23 protein-coding genes are annotated in these 22,156 nt (G+C 61.1%); 16 read left to right on the top strand and 7 right to left on the bottom strand.

Going from position 1 to position 22,156, the window contains the following annotated elements; all coding sequences use genetic code 11:
- Positions 1–87: 87 nt before the first annotated feature.
- From urtB to AC0Z8Z_RS11015, 11 genes are all read left to right on the top strand, one after another.
- Positions 88–1,677 (top strand): urea ABC transporter permease subunit UrtB, encoded by a 1,590-nt coding sequence (urtB, locus tag AC0Z8Z_RS11065; RefSeq protein ID WP_485619127.1) that lies wholly within the window; start codon positions 88–90, stop codon positions 1,675–1,677.
- Positions 1,677–2,756 carry an urea ABC transporter permease subunit UrtC gene (gene urtC, locus AC0Z8Z_RS11060; RefSeq protein ID WP_485619126.1) on the top strand — a complete coding sequence of 360 codons (1,080 nt, stop codon included), beginning with the start codon at positions 1,677–1,679 and terminating at the stop codon, positions 2,754–2,756. The genes urtB and urtC overlap by 1 nt, the downstream gene beginning before the upstream one ends.
- Positions 2,753–3,607 (top strand): urea ABC transporter ATP-binding protein UrtD, encoded by an 855-nt coding sequence (urtD, locus tag AC0Z8Z_RS11055; RefSeq protein WP_172610571.1) that lies wholly within the window; start codon positions 2,753–2,755, stop codon positions 3,605–3,607. The genes urtC and urtD overlap by 4 nt, the downstream gene beginning before the upstream one ends.
- A 154-nt stretch (positions 3,608–3,761) precedes the next feature.
- On the top strand, positions 3,762–4,460 hold the full coding sequence (urtE, locus tag AC0Z8Z_RS11050; RefSeq protein WP_272635193.1) for an urea ABC transporter ATP-binding subunit UrtE: 699 nt from the start codon (positions 3,762–3,764) through the stop codon (positions 4,458–4,460).
- A gap of 53 nt (positions 4,461–4,513) precedes the next feature.
- Complete coding sequence (locus AC0Z8Z_RS11045; protein ID WP_485619125.1) at positions 4,514–5,359, top strand: urease accessory protein UreD; 846 nt, start codon at positions 4,514–4,516, stop codon at positions 5,357–5,359.
- 197 nt (positions 5,360–5,556) lie between these two features.
- On the top strand, positions 5,557–5,859 hold the full coding sequence (locus AC0Z8Z_RS11040) for an urease subunit gamma (protein WP_065987752.1): 303 nt from the start codon (positions 5,557–5,559) through the stop codon (positions 5,857–5,859).
- 61 nt (positions 5,860–5,920) lie between these two features.
- Complete coding sequence (locus AC0Z8Z_RS11035) at positions 5,921–6,472, top strand: GNAT family N-acetyltransferase (protein ID WP_485619124.1); 552 nt, start codon at positions 5,921–5,923, stop codon at positions 6,470–6,472.
- Between the two features lie 26 nt (positions 6,473–6,498).
- Positions 6,499–7,035: a GNAT family N-acetyltransferase gene (locus AC0Z8Z_RS11030; protein ID WP_369303819.1), complete on the top strand. Its 537-nt coding sequence runs from the start codon at positions 6,499–6,501 to the stop codon at positions 7,033–7,035.
- Positions 7,032–7,337, top strand: coding sequence for an urease subunit beta (locus AC0Z8Z_RS11025; protein WP_065987755.1), 306 nt, complete (start codon positions 7,032–7,034; stop codon positions 7,335–7,337). Before AC0Z8Z_RS11030 ends, AC0Z8Z_RS11025 begins: the two co-directional genes overlap by 4 nt.
- Positions 7,338–7,478: 141 nt before the next feature.
- On the top strand, positions 7,479–9,179 hold the full coding sequence (gene ureC, locus AC0Z8Z_RS11020; RefSeq protein WP_485619123.1) for an urease subunit alpha: 1,701 nt from the start codon (positions 7,479–7,481) through the stop codon (positions 9,177–9,179).
- A 256-nt stretch (positions 9,180–9,435) separates the two neighbouring features.
- On the top strand, positions 9,436–10,569 hold the full coding sequence (locus AC0Z8Z_RS11015) for a sensor histidine kinase (protein ID WP_485619122.1): 1,134 nt from the start codon (positions 9,436–9,438) through the stop codon (positions 10,567–10,569).
- Positions 10,570–10,794: 225 nt separating this feature from the next.
- Here the strand turns inward: AC0Z8Z_RS11015 and AC0Z8Z_RS11010 are convergent, their stop codons facing one another.
- Positions 10,795–11,091 carry a chaperone modulator CbpM gene (locus tag AC0Z8Z_RS11010; protein ID WP_485619121.1) on the bottom strand — a complete coding sequence of 99 codons (297 nt, stop codon included), beginning with the start codon at positions 11,089–11,091 and terminating at the stop codon, positions 10,795–10,797.
- A gap of 2 nt (positions 11,092–11,093) precedes the next feature.
- Positions 11,094–12,053 carry a curved DNA-binding protein gene (gene cbpA / locus AC0Z8Z_RS11005; protein ID WP_205484886.1) on the bottom strand — a complete coding sequence of 320 codons (960 nt, stop codon included), beginning with the start codon at positions 12,051–12,053 and terminating at the stop codon, positions 11,094–11,096.
- 294 nt (positions 12,054–12,347) lie between these two features.
- Here cbpA and AC0Z8Z_RS11000 point away from each other — a divergent pair, with 294 nt between their 5' ends.
- On the top strand, positions 12,348–13,619 hold the full coding sequence (locus AC0Z8Z_RS11000; RefSeq protein ID WP_485619120.1) for an Hsp70 family protein: 1,272 nt from the start codon (positions 12,348–12,350) through the stop codon (positions 13,617–13,619).
- Positions 13,620–14,014: 395 nt separating this feature from the next.
- Here the strand turns inward: AC0Z8Z_RS11000 and AC0Z8Z_RS10995 are convergent, their stop codons facing one another.
- On the bottom strand, positions 14,015–15,025 hold the full coding sequence (locus tag AC0Z8Z_RS10995; protein ID WP_122533783.1) for an AI-2E family transporter: 1,011 nt from the start codon (positions 15,023–15,025) through the stop codon (positions 14,015–14,017).
- A 188-nt stretch (positions 15,026–15,213) separates the two neighbouring features.
- Positions 15,214–15,504 carry a PsiF family protein gene (locus AC0Z8Z_RS10990; protein ID WP_122533784.1) on the bottom strand — a complete coding sequence of 97 codons (291 nt, stop codon included), beginning with the start codon at positions 15,502–15,504 and terminating at the stop codon, positions 15,214–15,216.
- A 151-nt stretch (positions 15,505–15,655) separates the two neighbouring features.
- Here AC0Z8Z_RS10990 and AC0Z8Z_RS10985 point away from each other — a divergent pair, with 151 nt between their 5' ends.
- Entirely contained in the window at positions 15,656–16,540 is an 885-nt protein-coding gene (locus AC0Z8Z_RS10985; RefSeq protein WP_485619119.1) for a DMT family transporter, read from the top strand.
- 26 nt (positions 16,541–16,566) lie between these two features.
- On the opposite strand, the gene AC0Z8Z_RS10980 is transcribed toward AC0Z8Z_RS10985, so the two are convergent.
- Both AC0Z8Z_RS10980 and AC0Z8Z_RS10975 read right to left on the bottom strand, forming a co-directional pair.
- Positions 16,567–16,803, bottom strand: coding sequence for a hypothetical protein (locus AC0Z8Z_RS10980; RefSeq protein WP_485619118.1), 237 nt, complete (start codon positions 16,801–16,803; stop codon positions 16,567–16,569).
- A gap of 58 nt (positions 16,804–16,861) precedes the next feature.
- Complete coding sequence (locus tag AC0Z8Z_RS10975) at positions 16,862–17,752, bottom strand: esterase/lipase family protein (RefSeq protein WP_485619117.1); 891 nt, start codon at positions 17,750–17,752, stop codon at positions 16,862–16,864.
- 185 nt (positions 17,753–17,937) lie between these two features.
- Between AC0Z8Z_RS10975 and osmE the strand changes: the two genes are divergently transcribed.
- Complete coding sequence (osmE, locus tag AC0Z8Z_RS10970) at positions 17,938–18,276, top strand: osmotically-inducible lipoprotein OsmE (protein ID WP_485619116.1); 339 nt, start codon at positions 17,938–17,940, stop codon at positions 18,274–18,276.
- A gap of 284 nt (positions 18,277–18,560) precedes the next feature.
- Complete coding sequence (locus AC0Z8Z_RS10965; protein WP_122533788.1) at positions 18,561–19,094, top strand: ferritin-like domain-containing protein; 534 nt, start codon at positions 18,561–18,563, stop codon at positions 19,092–19,094.
- 329 nt (positions 19,095–19,423) lie between these two features.
- Here AC0Z8Z_RS10965 and AC0Z8Z_RS10960 read toward each other — a convergent pair whose 3' ends face one another.
- Entirely contained in the window at positions 19,424–21,493 is a 2,070-nt protein-coding gene (locus AC0Z8Z_RS10960; protein ID WP_485619115.1) for an AsmA family protein, read from the bottom strand.
- A 316-nt stretch (positions 21,494–21,809) separates the two neighbouring features.
- Between AC0Z8Z_RS10960 and AC0Z8Z_RS10955 the strand changes: the two genes are divergently transcribed.
- Entirely contained in the window at positions 21,810–22,031 is a 222-nt protein-coding gene (locus AC0Z8Z_RS10955) for a hypothetical protein (RefSeq protein ID WP_122533791.1), read from the top strand.
- Positions 22,032–22,156: the final 125 nt, after the last annotated feature.

Raw genomic sequence — 22,156 nt, 5'->3', positions numbered from 1 at the left:
CCGCTGGCATACCGCCATCGCGAGCAAGCTCACTCCTACAGGTTCCCCGTCTGACGTTACGTCATGCGGGTGCTCCCAGGACTCGATATGCCCAGATACTTCCACCACCTCATTCTCGCGCTGTGCCTGTGGCTGCCCTTCGCCGCCCACTCCAGCGATGCCGGCGACTTTGTCGCGGCCGACTCCTCCGCGCGCGCCCAACTGCTGGAAAGCTGGGCCGCTAGGCCTGATCCGGCGCGCGTTGAATTACTGGTTGCCCTGCAGGATGGCCGCGTTGCTGCCGACAGCAGCAACCGGGCGTTCATCCAGAACGGCGACAGTTTCATCGCCGTCGACCCTGACGCCCCCGCGCTGGCCGATGCGCCCAACCCAGATACACCCCAGGCCATCAGCCTGAACAACCGTCTTCGCGGCCTGATCAACACTGCGCTCGCCAGCCATCAACTGCTCGCTGCCGACCCCAAGGTTCGCCTGGCGGCCGCGCAAGTCCTGCAGAAAAGCGCCCGCCCGGCACAGTTGCCCTTGCTGGTGCAACAAGTGGCGAGCGAGCAGGACGACAGCGTTCACTCGGCGCTGAACCTGGCGCTGGCCAATCTGCAGCTGGTCGACGTCAGCCCCACCGTGCGCCTCGCCGCGGTGCGCCTGCTCGGTGAAACCGGCGATCCGCTGGCCCGCACCCGTCTCGAAACCCTGCTCGAACCCAACGTCGAAACTGACCCCAGCGTGCGTCTGGCGGCGGAGACGAGTCTGGCTCAGGTCAAACGCAAATTGATGTTCGGCGAGATCCTCGGGCAAGCCTTCGCCGGCCTGTCGCTCGGGTCGATTCTGCTGCTGGCGGCGCTGGGACTGGCGATCACCTTCGGCCTGCTCGGCGTGATCAACATGGCCCACGGCGAGATGCTGATGCTTGGCGCCTACGCCACCTACGTCGTGCAGATGATGTTCCAGCGGTACGCCCCCGGCGCCCTTGAGTTTTATCCGCTGGTGGCGCTGCCGATCGCGTTTTTCGTCACCGCCTGCATCGGCATGGCACTGGAACGCACGGTCATTCGCCACTTGTACGGTCGCCCGCTGGAAACCCTGCTGGCGACGTGGGGCATCAGCCTGATGCTGATCCAGCTGATTCGCGTGGTGTTCGGCGCGCAGAACGTCGAAGTGGCGAACCCGGAATGGTTGTCGGGGGGCATTCAAGTGCTGCCCAATCTCGTGCTGCCCTGGAACCGCATCGTCATCATCGCCTTTGCGCTGTTCGTCGTTGTGCTGACCTGGCTGCTGCTGAACAAAACCCGCTTGGGCCTGAACGTGCGCGCCGTGACCCAGAACCGCAACATGGCCGCCTGCTGCGGCGTGCCCACCGGGCGTATCGACATGATGGCCTTCGGGCTCGGCTCTGGTATCGCCGGGCTGGGTGGCGTGGCGCTGAGCCAGATCGGTAACGTCGGTCCTGACCTGGGCCAGAGCTACATCATCGACTCCTTCCTGGTGGTCGTGCTCGGCGGCGTCGGTCAACTGGCCGGCAGCGTCACGGCGGCCTTCGGGCTGGGCATCGCCAACAAGATTCTCGAACCGCAGATCGGCGCCGTACTGGGCAAGATCCTGATCCTGGCGCTGATCATTCTGTTTATTCAGAAACGTCCGCAAGGCCTCTTCGCACTCAAAGGACGGGTGATCGACTGATGAATCAGCCACTGATGGTCACTGCCGCGCAACGCGCCGGCACCCACGTTACGGTCGCGGTCGGCGTGGTGATTCTCGCCCTGCTGATCGCTTTGCCGCTGCTTTCCCTGCTGCCTGAAAGCAACAGTCTGCAAGTCTCGGCTTACACGCTGACCCTGGTAGGCAAAATCCTCTGCTACGCGATCGTTGCGCTGGCACTGGACCTGGTCTGGGGTTACGCCGGTCTGCTGTCCCTGGGCCACGGACTGTTCTTCGCCCTGGGCGGCTACGCGATGGGCATGTACCTGATGCGTGAGGCGTCGGGCGATAGCCTGCCGGCGTTCATGACCTTTCTGTCGTGGACCGAACTGCCGTGGTACTGGGTCGGCACGCAGCATTTCCTCTGGGCCATGTGCCTGGTGGTGCTGGCGCCGGGGTTGCTGGCGCTGGTGTTCGGCTTCTTCGCCTTCCGCTCGCGGATCAAGGGCGTGTATTTCTCGATCATGACCCAGGCCCTGACCTTCGCCGGCATGCTGCTGTTCTTCCGCAACGAAACCGGCTTTGGCGGCAATAACGGTTTCACCAACTTTCGCAGCATTCTGGGTTTCAGCATCACCTCCCAGGGCACCCGCGCGGTGTTGTTTCTGCTCACGGTCGCGTTGCTCGCGGGCAGTCTGTTCGTCGGCTGGCGTCTGGCGTGCAGCAAGTTCGGTCGTGTGTTGACCGCCGTGCGCGATGCGGAAAACCGCCTGATGTTCTGCGGCTACGACCCGCGCGGCTTCAAGCTGTTCGTGTGGGTGTTGAGCGCGGTGTTGTGCGGCTTGGCCGGGGCGTTGTACGTGCCGCAGGTGGGCATCATCAACCCCAGCGAAATGTCGCCGACCAACTCCATTGAAGCGGCCGTCTGGGTCGCCCTGGGCGGTCGCGGCACGCTGATCGGCCCACTGCTCGGCGCCGGTGTGGTCAATGGCATGAAGAGCTGGTTCACCGTGGCCTTCCCTGAATACTGGCTGTTCTTCCTCGGCGCGCTGTTCATCGTAGTGACGCTGTACCTGCCCAAAGGCGTGATCGGCCTGATCAAGAAAAGGGGCGACCAATGAAAAGCACTCCGACGCCCGCATTCGATCCAGTGCTCGACCCGAACAGCGATGCCGGCACCAGCCGCGACGCCATCGGTCTCGGTCAGGTGGCTGGCAAAGGGCTGAACACGCTGCACGGCACGATCCTCACGCTGGAAGACATCAGCGTCAGTTTCGATGGCTTCAAGGCCCTCAACGATCTGAATCTGTACATCCGTGTCGGCGAGCTGCGTTGCATCATCGGCCCCAATGGCGCGGGCAAGACCACGCTGATGGACGTGATCACCGGCAAGACCCGCCCCAGTCACGGCAAGGCCTGGTTCGGCGAAACCCTCGACCTGACCAAGATGAGCGAAGTGCAGATCGCCCAGGCCGGGATCGGCCGCAAGTTTCAGAAGCCCACGGTGTTCGAAGCCCTGAGCGTGTTCGAGAATCTGGAGCTGGCGCAGAAGACCGACAAATCGGTATGGGCCAGCCTGCGGGCGAAGCTCAACGGCGAACAGCGCGACCGCATCGACGAGGTGCTGGAAACCATTCGCCTGACTTCATCGATGTCGCGCCCCGCCGGGCTGTTGTCCCACGGTCAGAAGCAGTTTCTGGAGATCGGCATGTTGCTGGTCCAGGACCCGCAACTGCTGCTGCTCGACGAGCCCGTCGCCGGCATGACCGACGCCGAAACCGAATTCACCGCCGAGCTGTTCAAGCGCCTGGCCGGCAAGCACTCGCTGATGGTGGTCGAGCACGACATGGGCTTCGTCGGCACCATCGCCGACCACGTCACCGTGCTGCACCAGGGCAGCGTGCTGGCGGAGGGATCACTGGAAGACGTGCAGGCGGATGAACGGGTGATTGAGGTGTATCTGGGGCGGTGAACCGCCCAGCGGCAAGCTTTTAGCGGCAAGCGACAAGCTAGAAGCGCGCACTCCGATCGGCTTTTTCTTACAGCTTGAAGCTTGGGGCTTACAGCTTGTGAGAAACGAACGCTTTTTCTTGCAGCTTGCAGCTGATGAATCCGAGGAAATCAAATTGTTAACCGTCACTCAGCTGCATCAATTCTACGGCGGCAGTCACATCCTCCGGGGTCTGTCGTTTGACGTGAAGATCGGCGAGGTCACCTGCCTGCTCGGTCGTAACGGCGTGGGCAAGACCACGCTGTTGAAAGTGCTGATGGGGCTGCTACCGGCCAAAGAAGGCGTTGTGCAGTGGGACGGCAAGCCGATCACCGGCTTCAAGCCTCACCAGCGCGTGCATTCCGGGATCGCCTACGTGCCCCAGGGCCGGGAAATTTTCGGCCGACTGACCGTTGAAGAAAACCTGTTGATGGGCCTGTCGCGGTTTCCGGGCGCGGAGGCCAAGGAAGTTCCGGCCTTCATTTACGAGCTGTTCCCGGTGTTGCTGCAGATGAAGCATCGGCGTGGCGGTGACTTGTCCGGCGGCCAGCAACAGCAACTGGCGATCGGTCGCGCTCTGGCCAGTCGCCCTCGCCTGCTGATTCTCGACGAGCCCACTGAAGGCATTCAGCCCTCGGTGATCAAGGAAATCGGCGCGGTGATCAAAAAGCTCGCCGCCCGCGGTGACATGGCGATCCTGCTGGTCGAGCAGTTCTACGACTTTGCCGCCGAGCTGGCGGATCAGTACATCGTCATGTCCCGCGGCGAGATCGTCCAGCAGGGCCGCGGCGAAAACATGGAGGCCGAAGGCGTTCGGGGTCTGGTCACCATTTAATTAATGCGCCGATCAGCTAAGGTACTGACCTTCGATAAAACGATAATCGACTTATGAATCTTCCTGCCCACACCGCCCTGTTCACCCCCAGCTGGCATGCCGAGCTGGAGCTGGCGTATGGGCGTTTCGGCGACAGTACGCGCCCGACCCAGCGACGCCACAAAGGTCCGTTGCGGGTGCAAAAGCATCTGTACGCCGAAGGCCCGCAGGTCTGCCAGCACATCATCGTTCACCCGCCGGGCGGCATTGCCGGCGGCGATCGGCTGGACATCAGCGCCAGCGTCGGCGCCAATGCCTGGGCGCAACTGACCAGCCCCGGCGCCGCGAAGTGGTACCGCGCGGCTGGGCCGGCTTATCAACAGCTGGACATCAAGGTCGCTGCAGGCGGCACGCTGGAGTGGCTGCCGCAGGAGAGCATCGTGTTCAGCGAGGCCAAGGCTGAACTGACCACGCGGATCGATCTGGAAGGCGACGCCCGGCTGTTCTACTGGGACGTGGTGGCGCTGGGCCGGCCGGCCAGTGGCGAGCGTTTCGATCAGGGGCATTTTCAGGCGCATCTGGACATTCGGCGTGACGGCAGCCTGCTGTGGCACGAGCGCCAGCGCATCGTCGGCAATGACGGTTTGCTGGATTCGCCCATCGGCCTGGGCGGCAAGCCAGTATTCGCGACGCTGATCGTGACCGGAGAAATCGACGCTGAATTGATGGAACGCTGCCGCGAGCTGGCGGAGCATTCATCCGTGCGCGGCGACCTGAGCCAGTTGCCCGGCCTGATCATCGCCCGTTGCCTGGCAGACGAAGCACTTCACGCGCGGGCCTGGCTGATCGAATTATGGAAACTTCTGCGCCCTGCCCTGTTGGGCCGGGAAGCGGTGGCGCCGAGGATTTGGAGCACTTGATGGGGCGTTCCCCAATTCGCTCCCTCGGGGCACGCATAGACATCCTGTAGGAGTGAGCTTGGTCTGGGCCGCATCCGGACGATTGCGATCCGTCAGATAGGAATATGTCTCTGACACACCGCAAATCGCGAGCAAGCTCACTCCTACAGATACATTGCAGCGCTGACTCATTCAGTTATTTAAGACGGACAAAACCCATGGACCTGACACCACGCGAAAAAGACAAGATGTTGATCTTCACCGCAGGCCTGGTGGCCGAGCGGCGGCTGGCACGCGGTGTGAAGCTCAATTACCCGGAAGCGATGGCCTTTATTTCCGCCGCCTTGCTGGAAGGTGCGCGGGACGGCCAGACCGTTGCCGACCTGATGCACTACGGCACCACCCTGCTGACCCGTGACCAAGTGATGGAAGGCATCCCGGAAATGATCCCGGAGATCCAGGTCGAGGCCACCTTTCCGGATGGCACCAAGCTGGTCACCGTGCATCAGCCCATCGCCTGAGCTGCCCATTGAACCTGAGATGTCCACTGAAACAGCCACACAGGAACCCGTGGAAACGAACATGACCTATTCGATTCGTGACGCTCTGCTGACTGACATGCCAGCCGTGCTGGCCATCTACAACGATGCCGTGCTCAACACCACGGCGATCTGGAACGAGCAACCGGTGGATCTCGCCAACCGCGAAACCTGGTTCGCTGCGCGCCAGGCCCAGGCGTACCCGATTCTGGTGGCGGTCGACGACCAGGATCAGGTGCTGGGCTATTCATCGTTTGGCGACTGGCGGCCGTTCGAAGGGTTTCGCCACACGGTCGAGCACTCGGTTTACGTGCGTGCCGATCAACGCGGCAACGGCCTGGGTCCGCTGCTGATGAAAGCGCTGATCGAACGCGCCCGCGCCTGCGACAAGCACATGATGGTCGCGGCCATCGAAAGCGGAAACGCAGCGTCGATCCACCTGCACGCGCGCGAGGGTTTTATCACCACCGGGCAAATGCCTCAGGTGGGCACCAAGTTCGGCCGCTGGCTGGACCTGACATTCATGCAGCTGGACCTGTCGCCCGGCGCCGCTGCTCCACCGTCGCAAGCGCCCGGCATCACGCCTGACGCCTGAATGTTCATTCTGAAAGGATTTCGCCCATGAATGCCGCCCACTTACGTCGTGTCACGCCAGAAAGTTTTGCCCACTACCGCCCCGGCCTGGTGGCGCTATTGCTCGACGCCGTGCGAGACGGCGCGTCGGTCGGGTTCATGGCGGATCTAGGCGCCGAGGAGGCTGCCGACTGGTGGGACGGCGTCAAAGCCGAGGTCAAGCAGGGCAACGTGCTGCTGTGGGTGGTGGCAGAAGAAGACCAGGTGCTGGCCACGGTGCAACTGGCGCTGTGCCAGAAGGCCAACGGCCTGAATCGCGCCGAGGTGCAGAAATTGCTGGTGCTCAGTCAGGCGCGTCGGCGCGGGCTGGCAACGCAGTTGATGACCGCCGTGGAACAGGCCGCGCAGCAGCATCAGCGCGGACTGTTGTTTCTGGACACGCTGGCAGGCTCCGATGCGGAAGATTTCTATCGCGCACTGGGTTACGAGCTGTCTGGCCTGCTGCCGGACTACGCCTGCAACCCCGACGGCGAATACAAGGCCACGGCCATTTACTACAAGTTACTGTCGAGGAAGAGCGCATGATTCCTGGTGAATACCAGATCCAGCCCGGCGACATCGAGCTCAACGCCGGTCGCCGTACCATCACCCTCAGCGTCGCCAACAGTGGTGACCGGCCGATTCAGGTCGGCTCGCACTTTCATTTTTTCGAAACCAACGACGCGCTGACCTTCGATCGCGCCGCCAGCCGTGGCATGCGCCTGAACATCCCGGCCGGCACCGCCGTGCGCTTCGAGCCGGGGCAGGCGCGGGAAGTGGAACTGGTGGACCTGGCCGGGTTGAGGCGGGTTTTCGGGTTTGCAGGAAGAGTCATGGGTGAACTGTAGAACGCGTTCACTTTACAGCCAGGTCAAGCTGCAAGCGCCAAGCCACAAGCGCCAAGCACAGCAGTCCGCGGCGTACACAACATTCGCTTTTACTTGCCGCTTGCCGCTTGAGGCTTGCCGCTTTGATTCGAGGAACGAAGTATGAAGATCAGCCGACAAGCCTACGCCGACATGTTCGGCCCCACTGTCGGCGACCGTGTGCGTCTGGCCGACACCGAGCTGTGGATCGAGGTCGAGCAGGATTTCACCGTCTATGGCGAGGAAGTGAAGTTCGGCGGCGGCAAGGTCATTCGTGACGGCATGGGCCAGGGCCAGGGCGTGGCCGCGGAAGTGGTCGACACGCTGATCACCAACGCGCTGATCATCGATCACTGGGGCATCGTCAAAGCCGACGTCGGCCTCAAGGACGGGCGCATCGCGGCGATCGGCAAGGCCGGCAACCCGGACATCCAGCCCGGTGTGACCATCGCCATCGGTGCTGCGACCGAAGTCATCGCTGGCGAAGGCATGATCCTCACCGCCGGCGGCGTCGACACGCACATCCATTTCATCTGCCCGCAGCAGATCGAAGAAGCGCTGATGAGTGGCGTCACCACCATGATCGGCGGCGGCACCGGCCCGGCGACGGGCACTAACGCGACCACGGTCACGCCCGGCAAGTGGCACATGATGCGCATGCTGCAGGCCGCCGAAGCGTTTCCCATGAACATCGGCTTTACCGGCAAGGGCAACGTCAGCCTGCCAGAGCCGCTGATCGAGCAGGTCAAGGCCGGCGCCATCGGTCTCAAACTGCACGAAGACTGGGGCACCACGCCCGCGGCCATCGACAACTGCCTGAGCGTCGCCGATCAGTACGACGTGCAGGTGGCGATCCATACCGACACCCTGAACGAATCCGGCTTCGTCGAAACCACCCTGGCGGCTTTCAAGAACCGCACGATCCACACCTACCACACCGAAGGCGCCGGTGGCGGTCATGCGCCGGACATCATCAAGGCGTGTGGCTTCCCCAACGTCCTGCCAAGTTCGACCAACCCGACCCGGCCGTTCACCCGCAACACCATCGACGAGCACCTCGACATGCTGATGGTCTGCCATCACCTGGACCCGAGCATCGCCGAAGACGTCGCGTTCGCCGAAAGCCGCATCCGACGCGAAACGATCGCCGCCGAGGACATCCTTCACGATCTGGGGGCGTTCTCGATGCTCAGCTCCGACAGCCAGGCCATGGGCCGCGTCGGCGAAGTGATCATGCGCACCTGGCAGACCGCCGACAAAATGAAACGTCAGCGCGGGCCATTGCCGGGTGACGGCGAAGGCAACGATAACTTCCGCGCCAAACGCTACATCGCCAAATACACCATCAACCCGGCGATCACCCACGGCATCAGCCATGAAGTGGGGTCTGTGGAGGTGGGCAAATGGGCCGACCTGGTGCTCTGGCGCCCGGCCTTTTTCGGCGTGAAACCGACCCTGATCCTCAAGGGTGGCTCGATTGCCGCCAGCCTGATGGGCGACGCAAACGCCTCGATTCCGACCCCGCAACCGGTTCACTACCGCCCGATGTTCGCCAGCTACGGCAGCTCACTGCATGCCAGCAGCCTGACTTTCATCAGTCAGGCGGCATTCGATGCGGGCGTTCCGGAGCAGCTGGGCCTGAAGAAACAGATCGGCGTGGTCAAGGGCTGCCGCAACGTGACCAAGGCCGACCTTATCCACAACGACTACCTGCCGAACATCGACGTTGACCCGCAGACGTATCAGGTCAAGGCCGACGGCGTGCTGTTGTGGTGCGAACCGGCCGAGGTCTTGCCGATGGCGCAGCGGTATTTTCTGTTTTAAGCGAAGAACTCAATGTCTTGTGGAAGCGAGCTTGCTCGCGAAGGGGCCGGCGCATCCGCCCTCTCTCTCAGCGGCTGAAAAGGCGTCTTCTTGAGCACACTCACTCCACATGGCTGGTTTCCTGCCCGACACTGCTCCAAATGGACGGCACGCCGACGCTCAGGGGAAGCGCACGCAAATGCGTGGTGCTTCCTGCAACAACATGGCGGTACTATGCGCGCTCTCATTCAGCGCCACGCCAGCAAGGTAGTTCCCCATGCGTCTTTCGGACTTCATCGTTCAGAATGTGGATCGCATCGTCGATGAGTGGGAACGGTTTGCGGCCACGCTGACGCCCGCAGCCGCCCAGATGAGTTCAATGGAGCTGCGCGACCATGCCGAGGCAATCCTCCTCGCTGCGGCCCGTGACATGAACACCGCCCAGACCAAAGCCGAACGCATCGCCAAAGCGCAGGGCGAAACCATCGGCAAAACCCCGACACTCGATCAGGCTGCCTCCAGTCATGGCGAGTTACGGCATATCGTCGGGTTTGATCTGGTGCAGATGACTTCAGAGTTCCGCCACCTCCGGGCAACGGTGGTGCGCTTTTGGGCAGAAAGCCATATGGAGCCGAAGACCAGTCACATCACCGATATGATCCGCTTCAACGAGGCCATCGATGAAGCCCTGGCCGAATCGACTGCGGCCTACGCTGATCGCGTGACACGGTCGCGGGACATCTTTCTCGCCATTCTAGGTCACGACCTGCGCGCCCCCTTGCAGGCCATCGGCATGTCGTCCGAAGTGCTGATGCGCAAGACCACGCTGGCAGAGGCCGATCTTGCTTACATCAAGCGCATCAAGAGCAGCAGCCTGTTGATGGGGACGATGATCAGCGATTTGCTGGAATTCGTGCGCAGTCGCCTTGGTGTCACCTTGCCGGTCGAGCGCAAGCCGATGGAGATGACCCTCGCCTGCCGCGAAGCCATTGATGCAGCCACGGCGGGGCAACCCGACTGCAACGCGGTGTTCACCAGCACCGGTGACACCCGGGGCGAATGGGATCAGGCACGTATCGCGCAGTTACTGCAGAACCTGATTGGCAACGCCTTGCAGCATGGCGCGGCAACGCGTCGGGTGAACGTGACACTCACCGGCAGCGAAAACCACGTCAGTCTTTCGGTGCAAAACGACGGCGAGCCGATTGCAGAAGAAGCCATCGGCAGTATCTTCGATCCGCTGGTGCGCTCGGCCAACGAAAAAGCCGGCATTCACAACCCGTCCACCAGCCTGGGCCTGGGGCTGTTCATCGTGAAGGAAGTGGTGAACGCCCATGATGGCAGCATCACCGTTGTATCGAATGTCGGAGACGGCACGACGTTTACCGTGGAATTGCCGAAGAAAGCCTAAACAGCGGTGGGGCAGCAAACACAGCCCATGTGGGAGTGACCGGGGCGGCGCTCCACCTTGCTCACGAAGACGGCATTTCAGCCACCGGAGATGTAGCGACTGCACCGGCATCTTCGCGAGCAAGCTCGCTCCCACAGGTTCGTGATCAGCAGGAAGATCAGCAAGTCGATTCGATCCCTGATAGTACGCACCAGGCCGGCTCCTTCAACTCGCTAAGGCGGCCCTTCACTCGAGAAATCGCCTCAACCGCTGCCTGAGCATGCGGTTTTCCGCCCTCACGCGTTCAAGCTCTTCGAGCAGGTTGAGCGCCAGGGCGACGCCGTCCCACTCCAGCTGCAATTCGTGATGCAATTTAACCGCACGCCTGGCGATCGACAGCGCTGCACTGTCGAACAGCCATTCCTCCGGCTGCCGTCCCTGGGGTTCGAGAATGCCGTGCTCGACAATCTCGATGACGTAGGCGGCCGGTAGATCGACCACCTCACAGAACTCCTGCATGTCGATGACCAGGGTGTTGCTCATGATCAGTTACTCCATTGAGCCCTCGGATCGAACGCGGCCTGCGCGGCCAGCTTCTCCCACAGCGCTTTGGTCGCCTCATCGGTGGATTTGGGCATGACGATTTTGAGCTGCGCGTACAGATCGCCGCGCTGGCCCTGCTTGTTCAAAAGACCGTTGCCTTTGACCCGCAGCCGCTGCCCGTTCTGACTGTCTGGACGGATGGTCAGGTTGATCTTGCCGGTCAGCGTCGGTACGGCCACCTTGGTGCCGAGCGCCGCTTCCCACGGCGCGATCGGCACCGTGATGATCAGGTCATGGCCCTCGACGTCGAACATCGGGTGCGGCGCCAGACGGATGATCAGATACAGATCGCCCTTCTCGCCGCCGGCCACGCCGGGAGCGCCCTGCCCCTTGAGGCGAATGCGCTCGCCATCGGTGACGCCTGCCGGGATCTTCACGTTCAGCGTCTTGGTGATGTCCGCCATGCGCTGTCCGTTGGCGCTGTGCTGCGGCACCTTGAAGCTGATCTGCTTGGACTCGGTGGAGAGCGTCTCCTCCAGAAACACCGCCAGTTCCATCTCCACATCCTGCCCTCGACGCCCCGGGCTCTGGGCCCGACCGCCTTGCTGACCCCCGCGATTGCCGAAGATGGAACTGAAGAAGTCGGAGAAATCGCCGTCCTCGAAGCCACCGCCACCAAAGCCCGGACCCGCACCCGCGCCACCGCGGCCCTGCCAGCCAGGCGGCGGTTGGAACCGGCCCTGACTGCCGTATTTGCGAATCTCGTCATATTCAGCGCGTTTTTCAGGATCGCTGAGCGCTTCATACGCTTCGGAGGCTTCTTTGAATTTGTCTTCCGCGCCAGGCTCTTTGCTGACGTCGGGGTGATACTTGCGCGCGAGCTTGCGATAGGCGGTCTTGATTGTCTTCTCGTCCGCCGTCGGCTCGACGCCAAGGATCTTGTAATAGTCTTTGAAGTCCATCTGACGGTCACCCAATTCTGGAATATCCAGCCCAGTTCGCACCGCGTTTCACAGGTGAACGCTGGCTGCGTTGAACGTTGCAAGGTTATCGGCACGCAGTCGCGCGAAATGAAACGCTGTCCAGACCGGCCAAAAGCATTAAGAGTTGCCTGCTAGATTGGGGCTAGACGCCGCAGTTCAAGACACGCACGCGAAATAGATGCCGGGCGGGCGATAAACCGACGTTTCGCGCTACGCATCCGGCGCGCACTCGCATACACTGCGCGGCCGTTTTTTGACTGGTATGCAAAGCAGATGAGCACTCCATCCCCGGCCCGTGCCCGTGCCCTTGGCATCGACTTCGGCACGTCCAACTCCACGGTCGGCTGGCTACGCCCTGGAGTGGAAACGCTGATCGCCCTGGAAGACGACAAGATCACGCTGCCTTCGGTGGTGTTTTTCAACATTGAAGAGCGCCGCCCGGTCTACGGTCGCCTCGCCCTTCACGAATACCTCGAGGGCTACGAAGGCCGCCTGATGCGCTCGCTCAAGAGCCTGCTGGGTTCCAAGCTGATCAAGCACGACACCAGCGTGCTGGGTACGGCGATGCCGTTCAAGGACTTGCTCGGGCTGTTCATCGGCGAACTGAAAAAGCGCGCCGAAGCCGCTGCCGGCCACTCCTTCGAGCAAGTCGTGCTGGGCCGCCCGGTGCATTTCGTCGATGACGACGCTGCCGCCGATCAGGAAGCCGAAGACACACTGGCCGACGTCGCGCGCAAGATCGGTTTCAAGGACGTTTCTTTTCAGTTCGAGCCGATTGCAGCGGCGTTTGACTACGAGTCGACGCTGGACCGTGAAGAGCTGGTGCTGATTGTCGACATCGGCGGCGGTACGTCGGACTTTTCGCTGGTGCGTCTGTCGCCGGAACGTCGTCTGATCGATGACCGTCATAGCGACATCCTCGCCACCGGTGGCGTGCACATTGGCGGTACCGACTTTGACAAGCAACTGAGCCTGCAGGGCGTGATGCCGCTGTTTGGTTATGGCAGCCGGATGAAAAGCGGCGCGTACATGCCGACCAGCACGCACATGAACCTGGCGACCTGGCACACGATCAACTCGGTGTATTCGCAAAAGTCGCAACTGGCGCTGGGCAGCATGCGTTATGACATCGAAGACACTCAGGGCATCGACCGGTTGTTCAAGCTGATCGAGCAACGCGCCGGTCACTGGCTGGCGATGGAAGTGGAAGAGACGAAGATCCAGCTGACCGAAGCGGACCGCCGTCTGGTGCCAATGGACCGCGTGGAGCCTGGCCTGAGCGTCGACCTCACTCGTCAGTTATTCGAATCGTCCATCGATGCATTGCTCGAACGCGTGCGCGGCAGCGTGACGAACCTGCTGAATCAGGCAGGGGTTGGCGTCACCGATGTCGACACCGTGTTCTTCACCGGCGGTTCCAGCGGCATCCCGGCCCTGCGCAACAGCGTTGCCGCGATGCTGCCCAAGGCCCGCCACGTTGAAGGCAACATCTTCGGCAGCATCGGCAGCGGCCTGGCGATCGAAGCGAAGAAGCGCTACGGCTGATTCGCGGCTGTCCCGCTTTTTTAGTGGGACCGGCTTTAGCCGGGAAGGCGCCGGGCGTCACGCCGCAAATCTTATGCTGTCCTATCTGGCCTCTTCCCGGCTGAAGCCGGTCCTACTGACTGACCGCGTGCACTCAGTGGGACCGGCTTTAGCCGGGAAGGCGTCAGGTGTCACGCCGCAAATCTTGGGGTATTCAAACCGGCCTCTTCCCGGCTGAAGCCGGTCCCACTAATCACCGCGTGCACTTAGTGGGACCGGCTTTAGCCGGGAATGCGTCAGATGTCACGCCGCAAATCTTGGGGTATTCAAACCGGCCTCTTCCCGGCTGAAGCCGGTCCCACAAAAACACCGCGTGCCGCCGTGAAACGGGGTGCACATCTTTTGAGCACCAATCGCTAAACCAACTCCGCCCGGCGCAGTTCGCTCTTCAGGTACGCGTAATAAATCGGTCCAGCCACCACCCCCGGCAGGCCGAACGCGGCTTCGAAGATCAGCATCGCCAGCAGCAATTCCCACGATTTGGCGCTGATCTGCCCGCCGACAATCCGTGCGTTGAGGAAATACTCGACCTTGTGGATCACGATCAGATACCCCAGCGCCGCCACCGCCACCCAGATCGACAACGACATGCCGACGATAAAGATCAGCGTGTTGGACATCAGATTCCCGACCACCGGAAGCAGGCCCAGCAGGAAGGTCAGCACGATCAGGGTTTTGGTCAGCGGCAAGTGGACGCCACACAGCGGCAGGATCACCGCCAGAAAGATCGAGGTGAACGCCGTGTTCAGGAGCGAGATCTTGATCTGCGCGAAGACGATATTACGGAAGGCCTGACTCAGCAGGTGCAGACGCTCGAACAGCGCCGCCGCCAATGGCTTGCGCTTGGTGACATCGGGGATGCGCTGCAGGGCGATGATCGCGCCCAGCACCATGCCGATCAGCAGGGTGACGAACATGTGCGCCGCGCCTTTGCCGAGCAACTGGAGCTCACCGAGGTGCTTGGTCAGCCAGGCGCTGAGCGACACTTGAAACTCGGTGGCGCTGGCCGGCAGGTAGTTGTCGATAAAGGGCGGCAGCTGACCGCGGGCGCGGTCCACCAGAATCATGAATTTATCCAGCGACGCGCCGGGGTTTTCCGCTTCGTGCAGCAAAAAACTGATCGCGCCGGCAAACAGCAACGCCAATACGGTCACCACCAGAGTGCCCAGCAACGCCACCGCCAGCCACCGCGCGCGTTCGCCGGCAATCAGCCGTTGCAGCTGCGGCGTGAGCATGTCGACCAGTTCGTACACCAGCAAACCCGCCAGCAGACTGGGCAAAAGATTGAGCGGCAGCACCAGCAGCAGCCCGCCGAACACGAGAATACAACTGGCCAGATAGACTTGACGGGGCGTAAACGTTGGCATACAGCCTCAAAACGAGCGGCGTGAAGGATGGGCAGTCTGCCAGCGTTCTGAGTGGAGAACCAGCGACGCGAAAGCCCTTGAGAGCTCAAGCGTTGGGAGGCTGCGATTGCAGGCCAGATCATCGGCCGCAATCGCTGAAAGTGCAGGGGCTGGCGCCGGAAGTCGACGCCCGCCATTGGCTCGGAAAATTATTTCTTTTTAAGACAATCGCTCATGAAAGCCTTGCGTGCATCGCCCTTGAGCGCCTGAGTGCTGGCCGTGGCGTTGCAGGTTTTCATCTTCTCCTGCTGGGTCGCGGCAGGCGCAGGCGCGGCCTTTAAACAGGTGCTCATGAATGCCTTGCGCTCATCGCCCTTCAGCGATTTGGCCGAGGCATCGGCGTTACAGGTGGTCATCTTGTTTTGTTGCGCGGTAGCGGCAAAACCCTGGGCGCTCAACAGCAAGCCCATCACCAGCAGAGGAATACGCAGCATCGTCATCGGTTTTCTCCGGAAGCGCCACGCACCGGCATGGCTCTAAAGCCAGTGTAGCCAAAGAATGTTGCTGCATATTTCTGCAAATGCGCAGTGTGCGCTGGACGTGCGGACTGGCAGGCCGATAATGGCGCCTCATTTAACAGCCGGTCCGCTCATGCAATACCTCTATCCACTGCTCACCGTCATGATCTGGGCGGGCAACAACGTCATCACCAAAGCCGCCGCCGGGCGTATTTTCCCGGCCGAGATCGGCTTTTATCGCTGGCTGTTGGCGGGCTTGCTGTTCACACCGTTTCTGCTCGGCCCCGTGCTGCGCAATCGAGCGAAAATCAGGCCGATTATTGGCAAAGTCGTGGTGCTTGGCGTGCTGGGCATGGCGATTTATCAGAGCCTGGCGTATTACGCGGCGAACATCACCACAGCCACGAACATGGGCATCATTCTGTCGCTGGTGCCAGTGATGACCCTGGGCATGTCGATCGCCAGCCTTGGCACACGGCTGACAGCCGGCGCGCTGGTCGGCGCATTCGTGTCATTTGCCGGTGTGTTGTGGGTGGTGTCGCAGGGGAGCTGGAGCTTGCTGGTTGCCCATGGCATCAACGTGGGCGATGTCATGATGCTTGTCGCGACGCTGGCGTATGCGACCTACAGCACGCTGCTGAAGAAATGGCAGTTGCGCATGCCGCCGTTGCAGCTGCTTTATCTGCAGATTCTGGTGGCGATCATTGCGCTGTTCCCGCTGTTCCTGATTTCACCGAAAACCGGTTTGAACGCGAGCAACATTCCGTTGGTGCTCTATGCGTGTATTCCGACTTCAATGCTCGCGCCGTTGCTGTGGATGAAAGCGATTTCCATCCTCGGGCCAAGTCGTACCACGTTGTTTTTCAACCTGGTGCCGATCTTGACGGCGCTGGTTGCCGCACTCGCGCTGGGCGAGCAGCTGGCGTCGTATCACTTCATCGGCGGTGCCCTGACGCTGGGCGGAGTGATCCTGGCAGAACGCTGGACCACACCGCTGCGCAAGGCCGCGATCCGTTAAACCTGCCCGTCGGATGAACCCGACCGTCAGGCCTTGTCGTGACCCTCGGCAGCGTGAATCGACACATCGGTAATGCCCAGCACGTGGGGCAGACCGATGGTGTCTTCACCGGTATCGAACGGGTCATCTTCAACGGCTACGTTGTGCTTGAGCGCCAGCTCGTGCACGACCTCGATGATTGGCACGTCGAGGTTTTCAATCAGATCGACATGGTGCTCACCGGCCAGCGTGTACTCGATTTCATAAAGCTCTTTATCGCTCATCGCATCACTTCCTACGCGACCTCACGGGTCGACAGATCACGAACTACGGCCAAATAAGTCAAAGACCGGCGGCTTTGAGGCGCACGGCATGTTCAAGGAACAACCCCACGGGATCGGCTCCCTTGCCCACCAGACCGAAGTGCTGGTTGACGATGTCGAAATGGTCGAGGGGGTAGTCGTCACCGATGACTTTGCCCAGGTGAGAACTGAATCTCCCGACCATGCCATCAGATTGACCTCGCTCTTTCGTGAACGTGCGAGCAAATATTCGGCAGGTGAGATTTGACGTATCGAAGAGGTTTTTACCCCGGTTGGTGCGTCCTGATTGCAGCGTCCCGGACCACGAGTAATAGCGCACGCCGTTGACCTCTTCGTCACCCTCCGCGCCCCAGTGTTCAGGCAGTCCTTGCGGGAACAGCCGGTTGAATCGCGCTGCGCCGCTGGTGGTCAGCGAATGGTGCGCGGCGTTGACATCCACCGGCAGGCGCGAGCCGCGATAACCGGTGTCGAGCAGGCTGGTGATGAGGGTCGTGAGACGAATGGCAGCGTTGACCGCACGCCCTTTCATGGTATGAGGCCGGTAATGCTCCTCGAAGTAATCGGCCAGTTCGGAACCATGATTGGGCCCGGCGATTGAGGTAACTGAGGCGACCAGGTCCGGACGAACGCCCGCGACATACCGAATGGTCAGCGCACCCTGACTGTGACCGATCAGGTTGACCTTGGCCGCGCCGGTTTGCGCGAGGATTTCTTCAACGCGGGCCAGCAGTTGCTCTCCGCGTATCTCGGTGGAATTCACCGCCGAGACCCTGACCGGAATCACCTGCGCGCCGCCCCGACGCAGGGCCGGTACGATGCCAAACCAATAGGGATAGATCACCAACTTCACGAAACCCATTAATCCCGGCACCAGGACGATCGGGTAACGCGTGGCCTGTTCTTGCGGCATATGAGAGGCGATTCCTGAGGGGCGTCGTTGATCAAGGCAGTCGGGTGACGGTAGCCGGGAAACATTCATGAAACATGACAATCAACGGTAATGCCCCATCGCCATCAATTTGATCGAACTCTTTTGCCACTTCAACGCTCCTAACAGCAACGGGCCAACAATGGCCTTTTCGCGGAGCGATTCGAATGTTCAAGCAATCCCTGGCAGTAGTGATTTCCATGGCCGCATTGGCTGGTTGTGCATCGACCACCCTGCCGAACCCGGTTGATTACGCGACCTATCGCAATGAGCCGCTGGTCAAGCAAGTTGAAGAAGGCATGACCAAGGAACAGGTTCTAACCATCGGCGGTACGCCATCGACGACTATTCAACGTCGCGCCCACCCAGGCACCTGCAACAACTATGTGCTGAACCGCGAAGGCCATCAGCAGGCTTACTACGTTACCTTCGACAACAATGGCCGCGTCAACAGCAAGGGTTTCATGACCTGCGAGCAGCGTGACACCAACGAACGCGCCATGTGATCTGACGCCATTCGTTTGAATGGTTGATCCCGCCCGCGATCACGAGCGCAGGGGCATCGCAAGGATGCCCCGTATCGCTACGAACGCGGGCGGTCCGCTGTAAGGGACCCTTCCCCGGCTCCAGCGACAACCTGCCCCCCGCGTCAAAAAGTCCCCGAACAAAAATCAAACTTTTGCCAGTTCCCACCACTCACACCTTAAGACCCGATCCTGCCGGGCGCCTGCTTTACGCATGGCGCGACAGAGCGCGACGGAAAAAACCGTAAAAGCCCTGGAGAAATCTGATGATCAATCTGCACCCAATGACCGACGTCGCTACGCTGCGAGAGCGCGCGCGCAAAAACGTGGAAGACGGCGCCGTCACTGAAAGCTATAACGCTGACCGTGAAGAGGTCCTGCGTTTGCTGAACTCTTCGCTCGCGACTGAACTGGTCTGCACCCTGCGTTACAAGCGTCACTACTTCATGGCCAAGGGCATCAAGTCCCACGCTGCGGCGGATGAGTTTCTGGAACACGCCAATCAAGAGCTCGAACACGCGGACAAGCTGGCCGAGCGCATCGTGCAGCTGGGCGGCGAGCCGGAATTCAACCCGGACCTGCTGAGCCAGAATTCCCACGCGCAGTACGTGGCTGGTAACACGCTGAAAGAGATGATCACTGAAGACCTGGTGGCCGAGCGCATCGCAATCGACAGCTACCGCGAAATCATTCAGTACATTGGCGACCAAGACCCGACCACCCGCCGCATCTTCGAAGAAATCCTGGCGCAGGAAGAAGAGCACGCCGACGACATGGCCGACTTGCTCGACGGCCTCTGATACGCACCACGCAATGCAAAAAGCCAGGGCTCATGCCCTGGCTTTTTTGTGGGTAACTTTCAGGCGGGATGTTTAGCGGATACCGAGCTCTTCGCGAGCAAACTCGCTCACACAAGGGCCAGATCAACCTGACGCTGAATCAGGCACCGAACGCGGTTCTGTGGGAGCGAGCTTGCTCGCGAAGAGGCCCGCACATCCGACGCATGTCATTCGGCCGTGATGCCGCCTTCGTGAGCAAGCTCACTCCCACAGGACCGGGTACCACGCAAGCCTGCGCCGAACCCGGGAATATTGTGTGAGTGAAGACGGCACAGAATCCTGTGCCGACCTCACTTCACAGTCTTCGGCGCCTTGCCCGAGCGCATCTGCTCCAGCAATGCGGTGCACTGGTTAGGCGCATCCCCGCTGCTGGGCGCTACGAGTGCAAGCAATCCCGCCGCCGGTCCGACGGCCGCGCCCAACAGCACCATGCCTGCGCCACGCAGCAACAGCGGACCTGACTCGACACCCGCATTGGGCTTGCTGAACGGCCCGCGCACATACAGCGGCGAACGCAGGGAGAAGACCCGGAAGCCTTTGGACTCGGGCGTGATCTTCATGTCCAACTGCTCGCTCTTCAGGTTCGCCGTACCATCGACATAAATGATCGCGTTCTCGGTATCGAACACAAACACCTTGGTGCTCGCCAAGCCGTCCTTGAAGCCGACATCGGTGGCCGCACAGTTGATCTTCACGTCCTTGTCGCCAAACAGCTTGCCGACCACGTAATTGCCCACGTTAAGCCCGGCGATCTCCATCAGGCCGCGGCTGACAGCGCCGTCATTGACCAGCATTTTCAACTCGCCATTTGAGGTGCCCAACAACGCCGCGACCGAATTGCCACGACCGCTGAGGTCCGCGTCACCGTTAAGCTCGCCAAAGCTGGTCTTCATCGGTTCGAAGGTCGGGAACAATTGCTTGAGCTTGAAGCCGCGTGCCGACAGCTTTGCGCGTCCTTCCAGTGGCTGAGTGTGACCATTGAGCTTGATGTCCGCGTCGAGCTTGCCGCCCGCCACACCGAAACGCAGAGGCTCCAGACTCAACACGCCGTCGTTTAGCACCACATGGGTATAAAGGTCGGTGAATGGCAGGTCGGCGCTCTGCACGATGCGCTTGCCAGTGAACTCTACATCGGCGTCCATGGCCGCCCAGCGATCGGTCTTGAACTCCTCGACCGGCAGCACTTTGTCTGTGGGTTGCTTGCTCTCGCCGCCCCGGGTTTTCTGCTCGGCGTTGGAGTCGGCGCCGATCAGCGGCTTGAGGTCCGCCATCAGCAACTGATTGGACACCAGCGCGCCGGTGAGCTTGGGACGGGGTTCGCTGGCGACAAAGCCCAGGTCGCCATGGATATCGCTGTCGCCGATCTTGCCGTTGAAGCCCTTGTACTGGAACGACGCACCTGAGGGGTCGTGCAGTTTGGCGATCAGACGGCCATCAGTGGAGTACGGCGGGGAATCCGGCAAGGTGACCCCCGTCAGCGGATACAGATTGCTGAGGCTGTCGCCGGAGAGTTTCAGGCGCAGGTCCAGTTCTCCCAGGTTCTGCGGATCGGTCACGGTGCCCGCGACGGCAACACGCAAGGCCCCTGCGCTGACGTCCGCCTGCACCGGGAATGGCAGCGCGGCGTCTTTCAGCGCCAACAGCCCGCCTACCTTGCCGCTGCCGTTGAGTTTCTGGCCGTGGTACTGGCCTTTGGCGGTGAAGCCGAAGGCGTAGTCCTGCGCCGAAGCGCCCTTGTCCTGGACTTTCTTCGCCTCGCTACTGCCGACGATGTCGCTATACGGAATCGGCTTGCCCAGCATATCGATGACGACATCGACGGCCGTATTGATCTTCTGGTCGTTGTAGCTCACGAAGCCTTTATCGAAGCCGATCGAGCCGATGTCGATCACCCAGCTCGATGGCTTGGCGTTCGGGTCGCTCTTGGGCAGATCAAACACCCAGTTGGCACGGCCATCGGCCAGACGCTCGATTTTCGCGTTCGGCTCGGTCAGGTTGATGCGCGGAATGACGACGCGCTGGGCGAGCAACGGCAAGGGAGACAAGCGTAGATCGACGCGTTTGAGCGTGACCATCTGCGGCGTCTTCGACCATTCCGGGTTGCCCAGTGCGATGTCTTCCGCCGACATGTGCGGCCACGGCACCCAGGCGCGCCAGCCGCCTTCATCCGGCTCACGGTGCCAGCTCACGGCCAGATTGCCGTTGATGGCAAAGGGGCGATGCAGTTCGGCAGACACCTTCTCATTGATGGTCGGCTTGAGCCGGTTCCAGTCGAAAGTCGCGATCACAATGATCAGAATCACCAGCAACAGCAGCAGGATTGCGGCTGTCCAGGCAAAGATTTTACGGCCTCGCGTCATTGCGTTGTCTCCCCAAAAACCGACGCGCCGTCCAGGGCGCGTCTCGTACGTCGTAACGGTTCGACTAAGAAAACCCGCGTCGGTTTGATGAAATCTGTATTCAGGGTCAGAAAAGTTCCGCCCCCTGCCTATACCGTACGTCCAGAGGGGCTCGGCGATCGACCTGAAACACGTTGAAAGGCCCGCCGTGCAAGGGGTCGTAATTCGCATCATTTCTGTCGATGGTCACCATCAGCCCGCTGAACTTCTTTATCGAGGGGGCAGGGGTAAAATCGCCAGCACGTTCACACAACCCTTTACACCCGAGCATCCTTCCATGAAACGCCAATTGATTGCCCTGACCCTTTCCCTACTTGCCTCGAGTGCGTTCGCGATGCCTGCCAGCGAACAAGCGATCCTCGGCGAAGCGAAGGCGACGCAGCATTCCGGTTTGCCGACCGTTGCGCAGGACGGCCCGGATCGCTTGATCAATCAATACCAGCGCGTCGCCGACAACGGCCCGGATCGGCTGATTCAGCAGTATCAGCGGGTCTCCTGAGCGACACGCGCTGGGATCAAAAGCTTCCCGGCTAAAGCCAGTCCTACGGAAACAATGCGGCGCTTGATTAGTGGGACGGTTTTAGCCGGGAAGAGCCGGTTTGAGCGACCTCAATCTGCCGGCAT

Source organism: Pseudomonas sp. 1L-C-7-B-C1, assembly GCF_057291635.1.
This window is presented reverse-complemented; position numbering and strand designations above follow the sequence as displayed.

Excerpts from the sequence above, each read along its gene's own strand:
- urtB (WP_485619127.1), top strand. The coding sequence starts at position 88 with ATGCCCAGATACTTCCACCACCTCATTCTCGCGCTGTGCCTGTGGCTG.
- urtC (WP_485619126.1), top strand. The coding sequence starts at position 1,677 with ATGAATCAGCCACTGATGGTCACTGCCGCGCAACGCGCCGGCACCCAC.
- urtD (WP_172610571.1), top strand. The coding sequence starts at position 2,753 with ATGAAAAGCACTCCGACGCCCGCATTCGATCCAGTGCTCGACCCGAAC.
- AC0Z8Z_RS11045 (WP_485619125.1), top strand. The coding sequence starts at position 4,514 with ATGAATCTTCCTGCCCACACCGCCCTGTTCACCCCCAGCTGGCATGCC.
- AC0Z8Z_RS11040 (WP_065987752.1), top strand. The coding sequence starts at position 5,557 with ATGGACCTGACACCACGCGAAAAAGACAAGATGTTGATCTTCACCGCA.
- AC0Z8Z_RS11035 (WP_485619124.1), top strand. The coding sequence starts at position 5,921 with ATGACCTATTCGATTCGTGACGCTCTGCTGACTGACATGCCAGCCGTG.
- AC0Z8Z_RS11030 (WP_369303819.1), top strand. The coding sequence starts at position 6,499 with ATGAATGCCGCCCACTTACGTCGTGTCACGCCAGAAAGTTTTGCCCAC.
- AC0Z8Z_RS11025 (WP_065987755.1), top strand. The coding sequence starts at position 7,032 with ATGATTCCTGGTGAATACCAGATCCAGCCCGGCGACATCGAGCTCAAC.
- ureC (WP_485619123.1), top strand. The coding sequence starts at position 7,479 with ATGAAGATCAGCCGACAAGCCTACGCCGACATGTTCGGCCCCACTGTC.
- AC0Z8Z_RS11015 (WP_485619122.1), top strand. The coding sequence starts at position 9,436 with ATGCGTCTTTCGGACTTCATCGTTCAGAATGTGGATCGCATCGTCGAT.
- AC0Z8Z_RS11010 (WP_485619121.1), bottom strand. The coding sequence starts at position 11,091 with ATGAGCAACACCCTGGTCATCGACATGCAGGAGTTCTGTGAGGTGGTC.
- cbpA (WP_205484886.1), bottom strand. The coding sequence starts at position 12,053 with ATGGACTTCAAAGACTATTACAAGATCCTTGGCGTCGAGCCGACGGCG.
- AC0Z8Z_RS11000 (WP_485619120.1), top strand. The coding sequence starts at position 12,348 with ATGAGCACTCCATCCCCGGCCCGTGCCCGTGCCCTTGGCATCGACTTC.
- AC0Z8Z_RS10995 (WP_122533783.1), bottom strand. The coding sequence starts at position 15,025 with ATGCCAACGTTTACGCCCCGTCAAGTCTATCTGGCCAGTTGTATTCTC.
- AC0Z8Z_RS10990 (WP_122533784.1), bottom strand. The coding sequence starts at position 15,504 with ATGACGATGCTGCGTATTCCTCTGCTGGTGATGGGCTTGCTGTTGAGC.
- AC0Z8Z_RS10985 (WP_485619119.1), top strand. The coding sequence starts at position 15,656 with ATGCAATACCTCTATCCACTGCTCACCGTCATGATCTGGGCGGGCAAC.
- AC0Z8Z_RS10980 (WP_485619118.1), bottom strand. The coding sequence starts at position 16,803 with ATGAGCGATAAAGAGCTTTATGAAATCGAGTACACGCTGGCCGGTGAG.
- AC0Z8Z_RS10975 (WP_485619117.1), bottom strand. The coding sequence starts at position 17,752 with ATGCCGCAAGAACAGGCCACGCGTTACCCGATCGTCCTGGTGCCGGGA.
- osmE (WP_485619116.1), top strand. The coding sequence starts at position 17,938 with ATGTTCAAGCAATCCCTGGCAGTAGTGATTTCCATGGCCGCATTGGCT.
- AC0Z8Z_RS10965 (WP_122533788.1), top strand. The coding sequence starts at position 18,561 with ATGATCAATCTGCACCCAATGACCGACGTCGCTACGCTGCGAGAGCGC.
- AC0Z8Z_RS10960 (WP_485619115.1), bottom strand. The coding sequence starts at position 21,493 with ATGACGCGAGGCCGTAAAATCTTTGCCTGGACAGCCGCAATCCTGCTG.
- AC0Z8Z_RS10955 (WP_122533791.1), top strand. The coding sequence starts at position 21,810 with ATGAAACGCCAATTGATTGCCCTGACCCTTTCCCTACTTGCCTCGAGT.